The following is a 15,253-nucleotide window of genomic DNA, read 5'->3' as shown; positions in this document are numbered from 1 at the left end:
TCCTTACTTGCCGACACAAAAATTGGCGAAGATCTCGTCCAGCAAGTGTTCCACATCGACGTAGCCAAGAAGGCTCTCCATTCGACGGGCCGCGACTCGCACGTTCTCGCTGACCACATCATACAGGTCGGGACCGTCCTGCAAAAGGTCCAAGGCGTCGGCAAGAAGAGATCCGCCGTCTTCCAGCATGATCCGGTGGCGTTCTCGCGACGAAAGGCTGACCCGCTGGACACGTTCTGCAAGTGTCTCTTGAATATGCCGTTGCAGGGCCTCGACACCATGCCCGGTCTGGCCGGAGATGCCGTTGATCCCGTCGACAGGGTGGTCCTGTTTCGCGGTCAAAACCAGATCCCCGGGCCGGACCGCGATCATGGGTGCCTCGCCGGGCGGAACCAGATGAACCCTCAGGTCCGCGTCGTCGGCCCGCGCCCGGGCGCGGGCCACGCCGATGGCCTCTACCGTATCCGTTGTATCGCGCAGCCCGGCGGTATCCAGAACCACAACCGGCAACCCGTTGATATCCATCCGAACTTCGAGCACGTCCCGAGTCGTCCCGGCAATCTCTGACGTGATGGCCGCCTCGCGCCCGGCAAGGTGGTTCAGCAAGGTTGACTTGCCGGCGTTCGGTGGGCCGACGATGGCAACCTCGAAACCGGTGCGAATTCGCTCGGCGACGGTCAACCCGGCCAGTTCTGTCTTCACCTCGGTCAGGACAGAGGTCACAAGATCGCGCACCTCGTCGGATACATCCACGGGCACATCTTCGTCGGCAAAGTCGATGGTCGCTTCGAGAAGCGAGGCCGCCCGCACAAGGCTGCGCCGCCAGTCATGCACCCGTGCACCCAGATCGCCGGACAGAACTTTCAGGGCTTGCTGCCTTTGAACCTCTGTCTCGGCATCGATCAGGTCGGACAGGCCCTCGACCTGTGTCAGATCCATGCTGCCGGTTTCCAGCGCCCGCCGGGTGAACTCGCCGGGCTCCGCCAGGCGCAGTCCCGGAAAGGCGCCGATCGCCCGCAGCACAGCCCGCTGAACCGCGATGCTGCCATGCAGGTGAAATTCCGCAACCCGTTCGCCGGTAAAGCTGCCGCCTTCTTCGAAAATCAGGACAAGGGCCTGATCGAGAAAGGCACCGTCCTGGTCGCGAAGAACACGCAAAGCGGCCTGCCGCGGTCGGGGCAGGGGCGCGGCCATCCCGTCGACGACCGCCCAGGCATTCGGGCCAGAGAGGCGCACGATGGAAACGCCCGCCCGGCCCGGTGCGCTTGCAAGCGCGTAGATGGTGTCCATAGCAGCCTCAGCTGTTCATGGAGTCGAAGAATTCCGAATTCGTCTTGGTCTGCTTCAGCTTCGAGATCAGGAATTCGACCGCGTCCGTCGTGCCCATCGGGTTCAGGATACGACGCAGGACAAAGGTCTTTTGCAGATCCGTCTTGTCGACCAGCAGATCCTCTTTCCGGGTGCCCGACTTGAGGATGTCCAGCGCCGGGAAGACCCGCTTGTCTGCCACCTTCCGGTCCAGCACGATCTCGGAGTTGCCGGTGCCCTTGAATTCTTCGAAGATCACCTCGTCCATGCGCGAGCCCGTGTCGATCAGCGCCGTCGCAATGATCGTCAGCGAGCCGCCTTCCTCGATGTTGCGCGCGGCGCCGAAGAAGCGCTTGGGCCGCTGCAGGGCATTCGCGTCGACACCGCCGGTCAGAACCTTGCCGGAGGAGGGCACCACAGTGTTGAAGGCTCTACCAAGTCTTGTGATGGAGTCCAAAAGGATGACTACATCTCGCTTGTGTTCCACAAGCCTCTTGGCCTTCTCGATGACCATCTCGGACACGGCCACGTGCCGCTGTGCCGGTTCGTCGAAGGTCGAGGACACGACCTCGCCCTTCACCGAACGCTGCATGTCGGTGACTTCTTCCGGGCGTTCGTCGATCAGCAGGACGATCAGGTAGCACTCGGGGTGGTTCTTCTCGATCGAGTTGGCGATGTTCTGCAAGAGCACCGTCTTACCGGTGCGCGGCGGCGCCACGATCAGCGAGCGCTGGCCTTTGCCGATGGGTGCGACCAGGTCGATGATCCGCGCAGAGCGGTCCTTGATGGTAGGATCCTCGATCTCCATCTTCAGGCGCTCGTCGGGGTACAGCGGCGTCAGGTTGTCGAAGGCGATCTTGTGGCGCGCGCGCTCGGGATCCTCGAAGTTGATCTTCGACACGGCCACCAGGGCGAAATAGCGCTCGTCGTTGTCCGGTGCGCGGATCTCGCCCTCTATGCTGTCCCCGGTCCGCAGTGAGTGCTTCCGGATCATGTCGGGCGAGACATAGATATCGTCCGGGCCCGGCAGGTAGTTGGCCTCGGGCGAGCGCAGGAAGCCAAAACCGTCCTGTAGCACCTCCAGCACCCCGTCGCCGAAGATCTGCCAGCCGTCGTCCGCCCGCTCGCGCAGGATCTGGAACATCATCTCGCCCTTGCGCATGGTCGAGGCGTTCTCGATCTCCAGTTCTTCGGCCATGGCCAGAAGATCCTTCGGAGACTGCGCCTTCAGATCGGCGAGGTTCAGCTTTTCTTCACTCATTGGACACTCTGTCAGAACCGGCAGGAGGCTCTGCTTTTCTATGAATAGGGGAAGACCGCTTCGGGACCGAAGCTGCGAAGGGTGCTAGACCACCGGGACCATGCAAGTCAACGCTGAATGCCGGAAGCCTTGGAACACTGAATAAATAGAAAAGATGAAAGGATTTTGAAGTGTGTTGTGCGGCGATTTCCTGTGGATCATTGATATGTCCTTGCAGTCGCCCACAGGGAACAGGGCTGGGGAAAACCTTGTGCAACATTTCTGGACTTCGAAGAACATGTAAAAAATTTCGATTTTAGGGCAGGGACTTATATCGGCATTCACCGGATCATTGACCTGTGGATAACCCTGGGCGCAACAGGGCGTCAGGGGCGATGTTCCATGGTTGGCGAGTTATCCTCTCCCACAGGTCCACAGCTTCGGGAAACCGGCTGAAAACCGCGGAAACCGCCCCCAGCCTTGCAACCGCTTGGGTTTTTCCTCAGAACCATCGCACAGTGCCACACAAACCTGTCCCCGAAGTTGTCCCCATGAATCTCGACCTTGTCCTCGCTTCCGGCTCTTCGACGCGGGCGGAACTGCTTCGAAAGGCCGGTCTGGCCATTCAGATCGAATCGCCACGGGTCGATGAAGAGGCGATAAAGGCGTCGCTGATGCATGAGGGCGCGAATCCTCGCGACATTGCCGACGCTCTGGCCGAGGCCAAGGCGCAGAAGGTGGCCCGGAAGTGTCCCGAGGCGCTTGTCCTTGGTTGCGATCAGGTGCTGGAGTTCGACCGCCGGGTGATTTCCAAGCCGGAAAGCCGCGAAGAGGCCCGTGCCCAGGTCGAGATGCTGCGCGGGCAGACCCATCGGCTGCTGTCCGCCGCGGTGCTTTACCACGAGGGCCGGGCGATCTGGCGCCATGTCGGGACCGCGCGCCTGACCATGCGTGCGGTGTCCGACGACTACCTGACCCAATACCTGGACCGGAACTGGCCCGATGTCGGTGCCTCGGTTGGGGGCTACAAGCTCGAATCCGAAGGTGTCCGGCTGTTCGCGCGCATCGAAGGCGACCATTTCACCATCCTCGGCCTTCCGCTTCTGGAACTTCTGAACTTTCTCTCGATACGAGGCAGCATACCCGCATGACCCTCTCCCGTATCCCGCTGGCCGCCGTCATCGGTTCCCCGATCGCGCATTCCCGTTCGCCGCGCCTGTTTCGCCACTGGCTGCGCAAATACGGCATGCCGGGCCATTATATCCCGATGGAGGTCCCCGCCGAGCGGCTGGAAGAGACCCTGCGTCTTTTGCCCGAACTGGGTTTCGTCGGGCTGAACGTCACCATTCCCTACAAGGAAAAGGTGATGGAGATCGCCGACCAGGTGTCCGACCGCGCGACGCTGATCGGCGCCGCGAACACGCTGATCTTCCGCAAGGACGGGTTGATCCATGCGGACAACACCGATGGCTACGGCTTTGTCGAGAACCTGCGCCAGTCGGCGCCGGACTGGCAGCCCGAGGCCGGGCCTGCAACGGTCTTCGGGGCAGGCGGCGCGGCGCGGGCTATCGTTGCCTCGCTGCTCGACGTGGGCGTGCCCGAGATCCGGCTGACCAACCGCACCCGTCCGCGCGCCGAGAAGCTGCGCGAGGATTTCGGCAACAAGGTGCAGGTCTATGACTGGGTGCAGGCGGGCAATATCGTCGAGGGCTGCGCCACCGTGGTCAATACCACCTCTCTGGGCATGACGGGCAAGCCCGAGCTTCGCGTGCCGCTGGATGCCATCGGCCCGGGCATGCTGGTCACGGACCTTGTTTACACGCCGCTGGAAACCCGGCTGCTGCGCGAGGCGAAAGAGCAGGGCGCCCGGACCGTCGACGGCCTGGGCATGCTGTTGCATCAGGCCGTACCCGGGTTTGAGCGCTGGTTCGGCACCCGTCCCGAGGTCGACGAGGCCACGCGCAAGGCCATCCTCGGATGAGCTTTCGCCTTGGCCTGACCGGCTCTATCGGCATGGGCAAGTCGACAACCGCGCAGATGTTCGCGGCAGAGGGCTGTGCCGTCTGGGATGCGGATGCGGCTGTACACCGCCTGTATGCAAAGGGCGGGGCGGCGGTCGAACCGCTGGCCCGGGCCTTTCCCGCGGCGATTGACGCGGGCGCGGTGTCGCGCGACCGGCTGCGGTCGGTGATCGCGTCGGACAAGACCGCGCTGGCGCGGATCGAGGCCATCGTGCATCCGCTGGCCCGGCAGGACCGCGAGACCTTTGCCGCCGCCGCGACCAGCGACGTGACGGTCTTCGACATTCCGCTGCTGTTCGAGACCGGCGGCGATGCCGAGATGGACGCGACCGCCTGCGTCAGCGTCGCGCCAGAAGTGCAGCGCGAGCGGGTGCTGGCCCGTGGGACCATGACGGCAGAGGATCTGGAGACCATTCTTTCGCGCCAGATGCCCAATGCCGAGAAATGCCGCCGCGCCACCTACGTCATCGAGACCGATACGCTTGAGAGTGCGCGCCGACAGGTGCAGAACGTCCTGAGGGACATCCGGGCCAGACTGGGGGAAGATCATGCGTGAGATCGTTCTCGATACCGAGACCACGGGCTTCGAGCCCGAGCAGGGCGACCGCATCGTCGAAATCGGCGCGGTCGAGCTGTACAACCACATGCCGACCGGCAAGACCTACCACCAGTACATCAACCCGGAACGCGCCATGCCGGCAGAGGCCTTCGCGGTGCACGGGCTGGGCGACGATTTCCTGCGCGACAAGCCGGTCTTCGCGAAGATCGTCGACGAGTTCCGCGCCTTCATCGGTGACTCGAAGCTGGTGATCCACAACGCCGCCTTCGACGTGAAATTCCTGAACGCCGAACTGCGGTGGGCCAAGCGTCCGCTGCTGGCCGCCGATTGTGCCATCGATACGCTGGACATCGCGCGGCGCCGGTTTCCGGGTTCGCCTGCCTCGCTGGATGCGCTGTGCCGACGCTTCGGCATCGACAACTCGTCGCGGACCCTGCACGGCGCGCTTCTGGACAGCGAGATCCTTGCCGAGGTCTACCTTGAACTGATCGGCGGCAAGCAGCCCGACCTTGTTCTGACGCCGGTGCAGACGAAATCCGCGAACGGCGAGTCCGACAGCGACTGGCGGCCGAAACCCCGGCCCACGCCGCTGCCGTCGCGCCTGTCGGAAACGGAAAAGGCGGCTCACGCCGCCTTTGTCGCCAAGCTTGGACCCGAGGCCCTTTGGACGAAGACCTGATTTAGGCCTGCGCCACCGGCGTTTCGCTTTTCTGCGCGGCCTGACGGCGCTGCAGTTCGTTGCGATACAGCGCAAGGAAGTCGATCGTTTCCAGGTTCAGCGGCGGGAAACCACCGTCGCGCGACACGTCGGACACGATGCGGCGCACGAAGGGGAACAGCATCCGCGGGCATTCGATCAGCAGGAAGGGGTGCAGCTGCTCTTCCGGGACGTTCTCGATGTGGAAGACGCCGGCATATTCCAGCTCGAGCACGAAGAGATGCGCGCCGCTGTCCTTGGCCTTGGACTCGACCTTCAGCTTCATCACGACTTCGTACTGGTTGTCGGTGGGGCGCTTCTTGGCGTCGAGGTTCACCTGAACCTGAACGTCGGGCGTCACCTCGCCGCTGACACCCTTGGTCGAGAGAATATTCTCGAAGGAAAGATCGCGAATGAATTGTGCGAGGACGTTCATCTTCGGCGCTTGCGGCTGCTGCGCCGTGTCCGCTCCGTTCGTTTCTGCCATTGTTCTGGCCTCCCGTGTACAACTTGGCTCATCGCATAGCAGGCTGCGCCAGCGCGCTCAATGCCTGGTCCAGCCAGAGCCGGGGTGATTGGGTTTCTTCTCGCGGCGGACCTCGGTGAACTCGCCTTCGATCACGTCGGGCCGGGGATCGTGGCGCGGGTCGTGCTGCCCGTGACGCGGGTCGTGGCGCGGATCCGCGCCCATCTGGAACGAGGCCACGGTGACCCGCGATTTCAGCCATTTGAACATGGCGACGCGCACCGCCGGGATCAGTAGGGCAAAGCCCACGGTATCGGTGAAAAAGCCCGGCGTCAGCAGCAGCGCGCCCGACAAGAGGATCATCGCGCCATGCGCCAGCGGCTCACCGGGATCTTCCAGCCGGTTGAAGCTTTGCCGCAGGTCGTTCATCGCCAGACGGCCCTGTGCCCGGACCATCCAGGTGCCGAGGATCGCGGTCACGATGACCACGCCCAGCGTCGGCCAGAGGCCGATCAGACCGCCGACCTGAATGAACAGGGCGATTTCGATCAGCGGAACCATCAGGAAGGCTACGAAAAGCCACATGTGTCTGTCCTCCAAGTCGGGCGGCGCCGGTGGACTCGCCCCGGTGCCTCACCTACATAGGAAGGCAACACCAAAGTTTCCATGTACGCCGCCAAGAGGTGACGATGAACTCCCCCATTCTCCAGCTGCTTGTCCTCGCCGGAATTGCCATTTTTCTCGTACTGCGCCTGCGCAGCGTTCTCGGCACGCGGGAGGGGTTCGAGAAACCCCCGGCGCCGGCCCCGTCCGAAACCCGCGGCAACCGCGCCGGGTTCGAAGTGATCGAGGGTGGACCGGATCGCGACATCGTCGACCATGTCCCCGAAGGCAGCGATGCCGCCGACGCGCTGGCCGCGATGAAGAAGGTCGAGCCGAGCTTTTCGGTCTCTGAATTCCTCTCGGGCGCGCGGGGCGCCTACGAGATGATCCTGATGGGCTTCGAGAACGGCAAGGTGGAGGATTTGAAACCCTTCCTGGCCGAAGACGTCTACGAGACCTTCGCAGAGGTCGTCGCCCAGCGGGAAGAGCAGGGGCTGACCATCGAGGCGACCTTCATCGGCGTGCGGGAACTGACCCTTTCCGACGCCAGCTATGACGAGACCTCGGGCCTTGCCGAGATCACCGTGCGCTACGTGGCCGAACTGACCTCTGTGGTGAAGAACGCCGAGGGCGAGGTGGTCGAAGGCTCTGCCACGGCGGTGAAGCGCCAGAAGGACGTCTGGACCTATGCCCGCACCATGGGCGCCTCTGATCCGAACTGGCAGCTTGTCGCCACGGACGAATGACACGACTGATCCTTGCGCTTGTCCTTGGTCTTGCCGCCATGACCGGCCGCTCTGATGCAGAGAGCGGGCCGGTCTACGCGGTTCTCGATTTCGAGGACCTGACCGGATGGGCCGAGGATGACCATGCTGCGGCGCTTGAGGTGTTTCGCAACACCTGCCGCGACTTTGACGATCCCGACTGGCGCTCGCTTTGCGGTTTTGCCGAGGACACGCGGGATGCGAAGGGGTTCTTCGAACTGCTGTTCCGCCCGGTGATGATCACCGACGGCGCGGATGCGCTGTTCACCGGCTACTTCGAGCCGGAGCTGCGCGGGTCGCCCTACGAGACGGAAACCTACCGTTACCCGATCTACGCCATGCCGCCAGAAGCCGCCGAGACCCGGCCCTGGTTTACCCGGCGCGAGATCCTGACCTCGGGCGTGATGCAGGGCCGGGGGCTGGAAATCGCATGGGTTGATGACCCGGTGGAGCTGTTCTTCCTGCAAATCCAGGGGTCCGGGCGCGTGCGCTTTCCCGACGGGCGCACGATCCGCGTCGGCTATGGCGGTTTCAACGGGCATCCCTATCGGTCGATCGGCAAGGAAATGGTGCGGCGCGGCATCTACGAGGCGCATCAGGTTTCCGCCCGGGTGATCCGCAGCTGGGTGCGGCGCAATCCGCTGATCGGAGAGGAACTGCTGTACCACAACGCCTCATATGTCTTCTTTCGCGAGGTGAGCGAGGTTCCGGCGGATCGCGGTCCCCTGGGGGCCATGAACCGGTCGATCACCGCGATGCGGTCGATCGCGGTCGATCCGGCCTATACGCCGCTGGGCGCCCCGGTCTGGATCGAGAAGCAGGGCGACAGCCCCCTGAACCGGCTGATGATCGCGCAGGACACCGGCTCTGCCATCAAGGGCGCGCAGCGGGCGGATATCTTCTTTGGCACCGGCGAGGTGGCCGGGGCGGAGGCCGGAGAGGTCAAGGACCCCGGGCGCATGGTGGTGCTGCTGCCGATCCAACGGGCCTATGCCCTGCTGCCGGAAGCGGTGCAATGAGCCGCCGCCGACTGCGGCCGGACGAGCTGGATCTCTGGCATCGGGTGGCGCGGCAGACAGAGGCCTTGCCGGGGCGGCCCAAGCCAAAGGCTCCGGCCCCGGATCCGAAGACGCCAGACCGGCCGGTTCGTCCCCCCGAACCGGCCGCTTTGCCTCCGCCGTTGCCGCCGTTCCGGATGGGGCAGAAAACCGCGCCCCGGACCGAGACCCACGATTTCCACAAGACCACCTCGGACCGCATGAAGACCGAGGGCGTCAATATGGACGCCCGCGCCTTCACGCGGATGAAGCGGGGGCGGCTGGAACCCGAGGGCCGGATCGACCTGCACGGCATGACGCTGGATCAGGCGCACCCGGCGCTGTCGCAGTTCATCCTGACGGCGCAGGCGCGGGGCTTGCGGCTGGTGCTGGTGATCACCGGCAAGGGCCTGCGCGAAGACCCCTATGACCCGATGCCCCGGCGGCGCGGCGTGCTGAAGACGCAGGTGCCGATGTGGCTGAAGATGCCGCCGGTTGCGCAGGCGGTGCTTCAGGTCACGGAGGCGCACCGCAAGCATGGCGGCGGCGGCGCCTATTACGTCTATCTCAGGCGGCGGCGGTAAGCAGGCGGCCTAGCATCGCTGCCGCCAAGGCGGTGGGGCGCAGCCTGTTGATCCCGCACCACCGTCCATGGCCAAGCGCGTCGGTCCGGCGGATTTCCCCGCCGCAGACCGAAAGGAAGAGGGGCTGGCCGGGGCCGGAGCGAAAACTCGGCAGCACATCGACGGAAAGCCAGCGATGGTTTCGCGCGATGACGCGGAACCCGGACATGGCGGAGCTGCGTGGCAGACCGGCGGCCTCAAGGCTGGCGGTGGGCGGGCATGGTCAGGCAGGCGCCGAAGGGGGCAACGCGGCGTCGGGGCAGGGGCCGTGGCGTGGCACGGCCCCCGTCAGTTGGACACCGCGGCGGCCTGGGCGCTGACCCCGAAGACAGAGCCGATAAGCCCGAGGATCGTCCGGGCGTTCGTCACCGGGCTTTCGGTGGCAAGCACGGTATCGCCGGGCTGGACGTGAAACTGCCGCGCCGCAAAAAGGCCGTCGGCGCTGGTCAGGTCGAAGGTAAAGACGACCTGCTGCATCCCGGGGCCGCGCCCGTCGGCACGGATGTCTCGGGCCGCGTATTCGCGCAGGACCAGAACGCCCTTGGGATCGGCACGGCTGTCGTTGATGCCGCCCATCAGCGAGACGGCTTCCAGCGCGGTCACGCGATCCTTGGGAAAGTACACGAGATCCTCGACCCCCGAGGCCCCCAGCGCGGTAAAGCTGCGGTCGTCCTCCTCGATCACCACGGTATCGCGCGGATGCAGAAGCGCGTTGCGCGACCCGTCGCGGAACAGCACATCCGACGAAATCTCATAGGTCGAAGAGCCCCGGATCAGGCGCACCTGCGGGTTGCGCAGCCCCTGAGGGATGCCACCCGCGTCCGCCAGCACGTTGAGGATCTTGTAGTTGCGCGAGGGCATCGGGTAGGCGCCGGGCTTTGTCACCCCGCCCACCACGTCGACGGTGTGATCGCGGCCCTGCTGAAGGCTGACCTGCACCTGCGCGGCGGGCACGATGGGTTCCAGCCGGGTCTGGATCTTCGCCCGCGCGCCTGCGGGTGTCAGCCCGCGGACACCGACCTTGTTGGCATAGGGCAGGAAGATGGAGCCGTTGCCGTCGACCTCGACGCCCGCGATCTCGGTATACCGCTGGCCGGGGTTGGTGATCAGCGAGTTTTCCGAGCTGTCCCAGATGGTCACGTCCAGCCGGTCGCCGGTGCGGATCACCGAAGAGCTGCTGCCCTCGGAGGTGCCGGGCCAGTGGTATTCCCCGTCCCATCCGGTGGCGGGCCAGCTTTCGATACCGGGAATATTCGCGCGCGTTACCGGAACGACCTGAAAGGTGGGACTCTCGGCGTTCTTTTGATTTACAACTTCGGATTGCAAAGCGGCCCCGCGCGGCAGGCTGCAGGCGGTCAACAGGATGGCTGCGCCCAGAAGGGCCAGTACGGTCCGTCGTCTTTGTTCCAATCCGCCCCTCCGGGTCCGGTATGCTTCAGTCTTTTTAGTCGTTGTCTACGCTGATAAACACTCTGGCAAGAGTTGGGAAGTGGAATGAGGTCGGGACCGTGGCAGACAGAACGCAGCCGACACTGCTGCTTTTGGGCGCGACAGGCAAGCTGGGGCGTGCGTTGCAGGCCTGCTGGCGCGTTGCACCGCCGGGGGGGATGACGGTTGCCGGTCTGGCGCGTCGGCGAAATTCCTCCGATATCCCGGTCTGGGTTCCCGGTGGACCCCTGCCCGCAACCGGCCCGGTGCGGGCGGTGATCGCGGCCTGGGGGGTGACCTCTGGCACGCGGGAGGACATGGACGGCAATATCGCGCTGGCCCGCGCGGCGCTGGATCTTGCCCGCGAGGTCGGGGCAGAGCGTGTGCTGCATTTCTCTTCCGCCGCCGTCTACGGCCGAGGCGAAGGACCGCTGGGCGAAGAGGATGACCCCGATCCGCAGGCGCCTTACGGCGCCAGCAAGCTGCGGATGGAGAATGCCGTGGACGACTGGCACAGGACCTTCGAGGGCGGGCCGCGGTCGGTGATCCTGCGGATCGGCAATGTCGCCGGGGCGGACATGCTTTTCGGCAATATGCGGGCGGGCCAGAGCGTGACATTGCATCGCCTGCCGGACGGAACCGCCCCGCGCCGCAGCTACATCGCCCCCGCCGATCTTGCGCGGGTGATCGCGGCGCTTGTGCAGGCACCGGATCCGGCGCGGATTTACAACGTGGCGGCCCCGGCGGTGACCGGGATGGATGCGATCGCGACAGAGGCGGGGGTTCCGATCCGCTGGCAAGAGGCGCCCGAGACGGCCCTGCCCCAGGTCTGGCTGAACACCGACAGGCTGGCCGCCGTCCTGCCCCTTGGCCCGCAGAGCGCCCAGCCGCGGCACCTGATCGACGGCGCGCGGCAAGCCGGGCTGTGGCCATGAAGAGGGGCCTTTTGCGGCTTCTCGACTTTCTCTATGCCATTGGAATGACGGTGCTTCTGGCGCCGCTTCTGGTCTATGTGGCGTTTCGGGTCTGGCGCGAGGACGGGCGCCCGATCCTGTATAAATCCGAACGCATGCACGCCCCGGGCAAGCCTTTCCAGCTTTGGAAGTTCCGCACCATGACGGTGGTCGAGACCGATTCCGGCGTCTCTGGCGGGGACAAGGCGGCGCGGATCACGCCCACCGGAAAGTGGCTGCGCGCCAAGCGGCTGGACGAGCTTCCGCAGCTTTGGAACGTGCTGCGGGGCGATCTTGGCTTTGTCGGACCCCGCGCGCCGCTGCGGCGCTATGTCGAGATGTATCCCGACCTCTATGCCGAAGTGCTGAAGGACAGGCCGGGCATCACCGGGATGGCATCCATGGTCTTTCACCGGACCGAAGAGCGGTTGTTGGCCCGCACGACCACGCCGGAAGAGACAGAGGCGGTCTATTGCGCCCGCTGCATTCCGCGCAAGGCCCGGCTGGACCTGCTTTATGCCAGGCGGCGCAATCCCTGCACGGACATGCGGCTGATGTTCGCGACGGTCTTTCGCCGGGTATCCATGCATGACCGGCAGACGCGGGGACACAAGGACAGATGACCGGGCGCGCCTGGCGGGCGGTCCCGAGAGGATGCCCGGTGCCTGCCGACACACCCGACAGGTAACCGCCTCAGCGGCGCAGCGCCTGCGTCGCCATGTAGCCGGTGAAGCCACCCATGTATTGCCGCGCGCTCAGCACATAGCCGTCGGAGGCGACGACATAGGTGTTGGTGAAGCTGTGAACGGGGTCGGTGCTGTTGCACTCTGCCGTGACAACCGTCCCGGTGGTCTGCACAAGGCCGCCCTGCACCGCCCGCGATCCGCCCGGCGTGACCTGACACAGGTAGCTGGCGACCACGGTCACGTCTTCCGGCGTCAGATAGCGCAGGTCGTAACGCGCGGTTCCGGCGCGGCGGGCCGAGACCTGGGACAGCAGCGCGCCGACCTCGGAGGACATCAGGTCGCCGCCGAAGCCCCGGGTCGAGGTCATCATGCCGCCGCGCATGTTCACGACCTGCCGCGTCGAGGAACCATAGGTCCGGTAGGGACCGTTGGTCTCGATCTGTTGCATCAGGAACTGCCCCTTGCGGCTTTCGATCTCGAACATCTGCACGGGCCGGGGCGTGGCCGTCAGGGCCTGCGCGACCTGCTGGCCGGTCAGGGGTTGCGGCGCCGGCTTCTTCTGAAAGAGCGTCGGAAGCTGCTTGATGATTTGGCTGCGGTCGTCGGGCCCGTTGCCGCAGCCCGCAAGGATCAGGCCTGCGGCCAGCAGGGCAAGGCCGGTGCGCATCGTCTTGGCTGCGGTCATCGCCAGAACCTTCCCCAGGATTTCGCCGCGTCGGGGCGGTGGTAGTCGCGCACCTGCTCGTACAGGCGCCCGTTCACGTCCAGCCGCGCGCCGCCGTCGCGGGTCAGCGACTGGATCACGATGTCGTTGCGGTCGCGCGAGGGTGTGCCGAGGAACGAGGCCAGCGGGATGGTGAACCGCAGACCCTTGTCGAAAGAGCCTTCGCCGAAGTCCTCGAAAGAGGCGTTGGTAAAGGTCGCGTAGGCCCCGACCTTCCATCCGTTGGCGAACTCGCGGTCGACGGTGACGGTCGCGCCGTAATCGCCCGCAAGGAAGCGTCCCGCGTCGATCTGCCCGTGAAAGCCGTTGCCGAAGGCGTAATAGGCCGAGACATGGCCGTTCACGTTCGGGATGTCGCGCTCGATCCCGGTTTCGGGGTCGACGGTGGTCATCGACTGGAACTCGAACAACTGATCGTAGGCGCGGCGCTGGACATAGTTGACCTCTGCCCCAAGCGCGAAGCGGCTGCCGACCGGCTTCCACAGAACTTCGGCCGAGGCGCCGCCGTACATGGGTTCAAGGTAGCCGAGCGTCAGGCGCGAATAGACGTCCTTGGCCGGGCGCCCGTACATGGCCAGCGTCAGGTATTCGATCGCCGGGTCGCCCTCTTTCGAGTACCGCGCGCGGTCGGTGCGCACGCGCGGCAGCTTGGATTCGTCTGCGCGGGTGATCTCGTCGAGGTTGCCCGCCAGCTTCTTGGTGACAGAGCCGGAAAGGATCACGTTCGGCGTGATCTCGACCTTGCCGGCGGCGCGGATGCCCGCGTCGATGCGGACCGGGTTGTCGGGGTCGAAGACCGAAAGCTGTCCGTAGGGCGCAATGGACCAGGTGAATTTCGGATAGATGCCGGCGTCGGGCGCGGGCGCGCGCCCGTAGGCGTCGACGATGCTGGTGCGGGCCAGCATCTCGGCGGCGGCCTCATGTTCCAGCGCCTCGAGGTCGGAACGCCGCATGACCACGGCGGACATCGGCATGCCGTTGACGACGGGGATGACCTCGAAGGTCTCGACCGAGGCGGGCAGCGAGCGCGTCATCGCGCGGGCGACCCGGCCGATGGCCTGTGCGGGGGCGCCGAAGCGCGGGTTCAGGATGCGGACCGTGGCGCGGTCCTGCTCCAGCCGCAGGCTTTCGACGACGATGCCGTCCTTGGCGGCCAGCTCGCCCAGCGACTTGCGGGCACTGGCCGAGGTGCCGGGGTCCGTCGTCCAGCCCAGATCGCGCGCCGCGCCGGGGGCGCGAACCTGCACCGGCAGGCCGGCGGTCTCGATGCCGCCGGGGATGCCCTGCGTCTTGGGGTTCGTGACAAAGGTGAAGGAGGCGCCGACCTCGGAACCCAGAACGTGATACAGCGACATCTGCGCGCCGTTCTTGAACCGGTAGTCGAGGCCGAAGTTCAGCGCGCTTTTCGCGTCGTAGACACCGCGATCCTGTTCGGGATCGTAGCTGTCAGAGGAATATTCGACCTTGAAGTTCCACTGGTCGTTGGGCGCGTAGGACAGACCGGCAAAGCCCGAGATATCGCCCCGGAAGAAGCGGTCGTAGCTGGGCACGCCGCCCTCGGCGAGGAATTCCTCGGGCCGCGATCCGAAGCCGTTGCCAAGCCTGTTGGTCCCGGCAAGACGGCCCCAGCCGAGGCCGCCGGTGACCTTCAGCCCCTGCGCAAGGGTCTTTGTCGCCACGAGGTACTCGCCGCTGTAAAGTCCGGTGCCGATGAAGTCCTGAAGCCCCAGCACAAGCGAGGGGCGATACCGGCCCTCGGTCAGGATCTGATAACGCAGGTCGAAGCTGCGGTCGTAGCGGGTTTCATTCGACAGCTGCGTGTCGAAGTTCGGGATCGAGCTGTATCGAAAGCTGCCGGACAGGCGCGGCATGATCTGGAAATACAGCGTGGTGCGCGTGGTGCCACCAATATAGGCGAAGGTGCCGGCGATGGTTGCATCGGGAAGAACCTCGGCGGTGGGCATGTCGATCAGACCGGGGCTGCCGTAGAGGTTCAGACTGGCGCGGTCGCGCGTGATTTCGGCCGCCGCTGGTGTCGCCGCCAGGACGGACAGACCGGCCAGCATGGCAAGACGCGACACGACGCCTGCAGTTTTCCGGCGAAAACCCGGCATGCCCTTCCCCTCGTTTCCCGTGTTCGTTCG

General features: G+C 65.2%; 16 protein-coding genes. 9 read left to right on the top strand and 7 right to left on the bottom strand.

What is annotated here, in order from left to right; all coding sequences use genetic code 11:
* Positions 1–3: 3 nt before the first annotated feature.
* Positions 4–1,290 (bottom strand): tRNA uridine-5-carboxymethylaminomethyl(34) synthesis GTPase MnmE, encoded by a 1,287-nt coding sequence (mnmE, locus tag ACN5KJ_RS05905; protein ID WP_418592594.1) that lies wholly within the window; start codon positions 1,288–1,290, stop codon positions 4–6.
* Positions 1,291–1,297: 7 nt separating this feature from the next.
* Entirely contained in the window at positions 1,298–2,569 is a 1,272-nt protein-coding gene (gene rho, locus ACN5KJ_RS05900) for a transcription termination factor Rho (RefSeq protein WP_347166324.1), read from the bottom strand.
* Positions 2,570–3,099: 530 nt separating this feature from the next.
* Between rho and ACN5KJ_RS05895 the strand changes: the two genes are divergently transcribed.
* Genes ACN5KJ_RS05895 through dnaQ form a run of 4 tightly spaced genes read left to right on the top strand, consistent with a single transcriptional unit; the run spans position 3,100 to position 5,807 of the window.
* A complete protein-coding gene (locus ACN5KJ_RS05895; RefSeq protein ID WP_418592592.1) occupies positions 3,100–3,699 on the top strand; it encodes a Maf family protein in 600 nt (199 codons plus the stop codon).
* On the top strand, positions 3,696–4,529 hold the full coding sequence (locus ACN5KJ_RS05890) for a shikimate dehydrogenase (protein ID WP_418592590.1): 834 nt from the start codon (positions 3,696–3,698) through the stop codon (positions 4,527–4,529). The genes ACN5KJ_RS05895 and ACN5KJ_RS05890 overlap by 4 nt, the downstream gene beginning before the upstream one ends.
* Complete coding sequence (gene coaE / locus ACN5KJ_RS05885; protein ID WP_418592588.1) at positions 4,526–5,125, top strand: dephospho-CoA kinase; 600 nt, start codon at positions 4,526–4,528, stop codon at positions 5,123–5,125. Before ACN5KJ_RS05890 ends, coaE begins: the two co-directional genes overlap by 4 nt.
* Positions 5,118–5,807: a DNA polymerase III subunit epsilon gene (gene dnaQ / locus ACN5KJ_RS05880; RefSeq protein ID WP_418592586.1), complete on the top strand. Its 690-nt coding sequence runs from the start codon at positions 5,118–5,120 to the stop codon at positions 5,805–5,807. The genes coaE and dnaQ overlap by 8 nt, the downstream gene beginning before the upstream one ends.
* A 1-nt stretch (position 5,808) precedes the next feature.
* Here the strand turns inward: dnaQ and secB are convergent, their stop codons facing one another.
* Together secB and ACN5KJ_RS05870 are read right to left on the bottom strand one after the other, a co-directional pair.
* Positions 5,809–6,312, bottom strand: a complete 504-nt coding sequence (gene secB, locus ACN5KJ_RS05875; RefSeq protein ID WP_347166320.1) for a protein-export chaperone SecB — start codon at positions 6,310–6,312, stop codon at positions 5,809–5,811.
* Between the two features lie 57 nt (positions 6,313–6,369).
* A complete protein-coding gene (locus ACN5KJ_RS05870; RefSeq protein ID WP_347166319.1) occupies positions 6,370–6,876 on the bottom strand; it encodes an FxsA family protein in 507 nt (168 codons plus the stop codon).
* 104 nt (positions 6,877–6,980) lie between these two features.
* On the opposite strand from ACN5KJ_RS05870, the gene ACN5KJ_RS05865 reads away from it, so the two are divergent.
* From ACN5KJ_RS05865 to ACN5KJ_RS05855, 3 genes are all read left to right on the top strand, one after another.
* Entirely contained in the window at positions 6,981–7,640 is a 660-nt protein-coding gene (locus ACN5KJ_RS05865; protein WP_347166318.1) for a Tim44/TimA family putative adaptor protein, read from the top strand.
* Entirely contained in the window at positions 7,637–8,677 is a 1,041-nt protein-coding gene (locus ACN5KJ_RS05860; RefSeq protein WP_418592583.1) for a murein transglycosylase A, read from the top strand. Before ACN5KJ_RS05865 ends, ACN5KJ_RS05860 begins: the two co-directional genes overlap by 4 nt.
* Before the next feature lie 176 nt (positions 8,678–8,853).
* Complete coding sequence (locus tag ACN5KJ_RS05855) at positions 8,854–9,279, top strand: Smr/MutS family protein (protein WP_418592581.1); 426 nt, start codon at positions 8,854–8,856, stop codon at positions 9,277–9,279.
* A gap of 327 nt (positions 9,280–9,606) precedes the next feature.
* Here the strand turns inward: ACN5KJ_RS05855 and ACN5KJ_RS05850 are convergent, their stop codons facing one another.
* Entirely contained in the window at positions 9,607–10,728 is a 1,122-nt protein-coding gene (locus ACN5KJ_RS05850; protein WP_418592579.1) for a polysaccharide biosynthesis/export family protein, read from the bottom strand.
* Positions 10,729–10,826: 98 nt separating this feature from the next.
* Between ACN5KJ_RS05850 and ACN5KJ_RS05845 the strand changes: the two genes are divergently transcribed.
* Together ACN5KJ_RS05845 and ACN5KJ_RS05840 are read left to right on the top strand one after the other, a co-directional pair.
* Positions 10,827–11,681, top strand: coding sequence for an NAD-dependent epimerase/dehydratase family protein (locus ACN5KJ_RS05845; protein WP_418592577.1), 855 nt, complete (start codon positions 10,827–10,829; stop codon positions 11,679–11,681).
* Positions 11,678–12,322, top strand: coding sequence for a sugar transferase (locus ACN5KJ_RS05840; protein WP_418592575.1), 645 nt, complete (start codon positions 11,678–11,680; stop codon positions 12,320–12,322). The genes ACN5KJ_RS05845 and ACN5KJ_RS05840 overlap by 4 nt, the downstream gene beginning before the upstream one ends.
* A gap of 70 nt (positions 12,323–12,392) precedes the next feature.
* Here ACN5KJ_RS05840 and ACN5KJ_RS05835 read toward each other — a convergent pair whose 3' ends face one another.
* Both ACN5KJ_RS05835 and ACN5KJ_RS05830 read right to left on the bottom strand, forming a co-directional pair.
* A complete protein-coding gene (locus ACN5KJ_RS05835; RefSeq protein WP_347166313.1) occupies positions 12,393–13,070 on the bottom strand; it encodes a YjbF family lipoprotein in 678 nt (225 codons plus the stop codon).
* Positions 13,067–15,175 carry a YjbH domain-containing protein gene (locus ACN5KJ_RS05830; protein WP_418592933.1) on the bottom strand — a complete coding sequence of 703 codons (2,109 nt, stop codon included), beginning with the start codon at positions 15,173–15,175 and terminating at the stop codon, positions 13,067–13,069. Before ACN5KJ_RS05830 ends, ACN5KJ_RS05835 begins: the two co-directional genes overlap by 4 nt.
* Positions 15,176–15,253: the final 78 nt, after the last annotated feature.

This window comes from Ponticoccus sp. (in: a-proteobacteria) (assembly GCF_048381735.1).
The sequence above is the reverse complement of the archived record's forward strand: the minus strand, read 5'-3'. Positions and strand labels throughout refer to the sequence as shown.

Excerpts from the sequence above, each read along its gene's own strand:
- mnmE (WP_418592594.1), bottom strand. The coding sequence starts at position 1,290 with ATGGACACCATCTACGCGCTTGCAAGCGCACCGGGCCGGGCGGGCGTT.
- rho (WP_347166324.1), bottom strand. The coding sequence starts at position 2,569 with ATGAGTGAAGAAAAGCTGAACCTCGCCGATCTGAAGGCGCAGTCTCCG.
- ACN5KJ_RS05895 (WP_418592592.1), top strand. The coding sequence starts at position 3,100 with ATGAATCTCGACCTTGTCCTCGCTTCCGGCTCTTCGACGCGGGCGGAA.
- ACN5KJ_RS05890 (WP_418592590.1), top strand. The coding sequence starts at position 3,696 with ATGACCCTCTCCCGTATCCCGCTGGCCGCCGTCATCGGTTCCCCGATC.
- coaE (WP_418592588.1), top strand. The coding sequence starts at position 4,526 with ATGAGCTTTCGCCTTGGCCTGACCGGCTCTATCGGCATGGGCAAGTCG.
- dnaQ (WP_418592586.1), top strand. The coding sequence starts at position 5,118 with ATGCGTGAGATCGTTCTCGATACCGAGACCACGGGCTTCGAGCCCGAG.
- secB (WP_347166320.1), bottom strand. The coding sequence starts at position 6,312 with ATGGCAGAAACGAACGGAGCGGACACGGCGCAGCAGCCGCAAGCGCCG.
- ACN5KJ_RS05870 (WP_347166319.1), bottom strand. The coding sequence starts at position 6,876 with ATGTGGCTTTTCGTAGCCTTCCTGATGGTTCCGCTGATCGAAATCGCC.
- ACN5KJ_RS05865 (WP_347166318.1), top strand. The coding sequence starts at position 6,981 with ATGAACTCCCCCATTCTCCAGCTGCTTGTCCTCGCCGGAATTGCCATT.
- ACN5KJ_RS05860 (WP_418592583.1), top strand. The coding sequence starts at position 7,637 with ATGACACGACTGATCCTTGCGCTTGTCCTTGGTCTTGCCGCCATGACC.
- ACN5KJ_RS05855 (WP_418592581.1), top strand. The coding sequence starts at position 8,854 with ATGGGGCAGAAAACCGCGCCCCGGACCGAGACCCACGATTTCCACAAG.
- ACN5KJ_RS05840 (WP_418592575.1), top strand. The coding sequence starts at position 11,678 with ATGAAGAGGGGCCTTTTGCGGCTTCTCGACTTTCTCTATGCCATTGGA.
- ACN5KJ_RS05835 (WP_347166313.1), bottom strand. The coding sequence starts at position 13,070 with ATGACCGCAGCCAAGACGATGCGCACCGGCCTTGCCCTGCTGGCCGCA.
- ACN5KJ_RS05830 (WP_418592933.1), bottom strand. The coding sequence starts at position 15,175 with ATGCTGGCCGGTCTGTCCGTCCTGGCGGCGACACCAGCGGCGGCCGAA.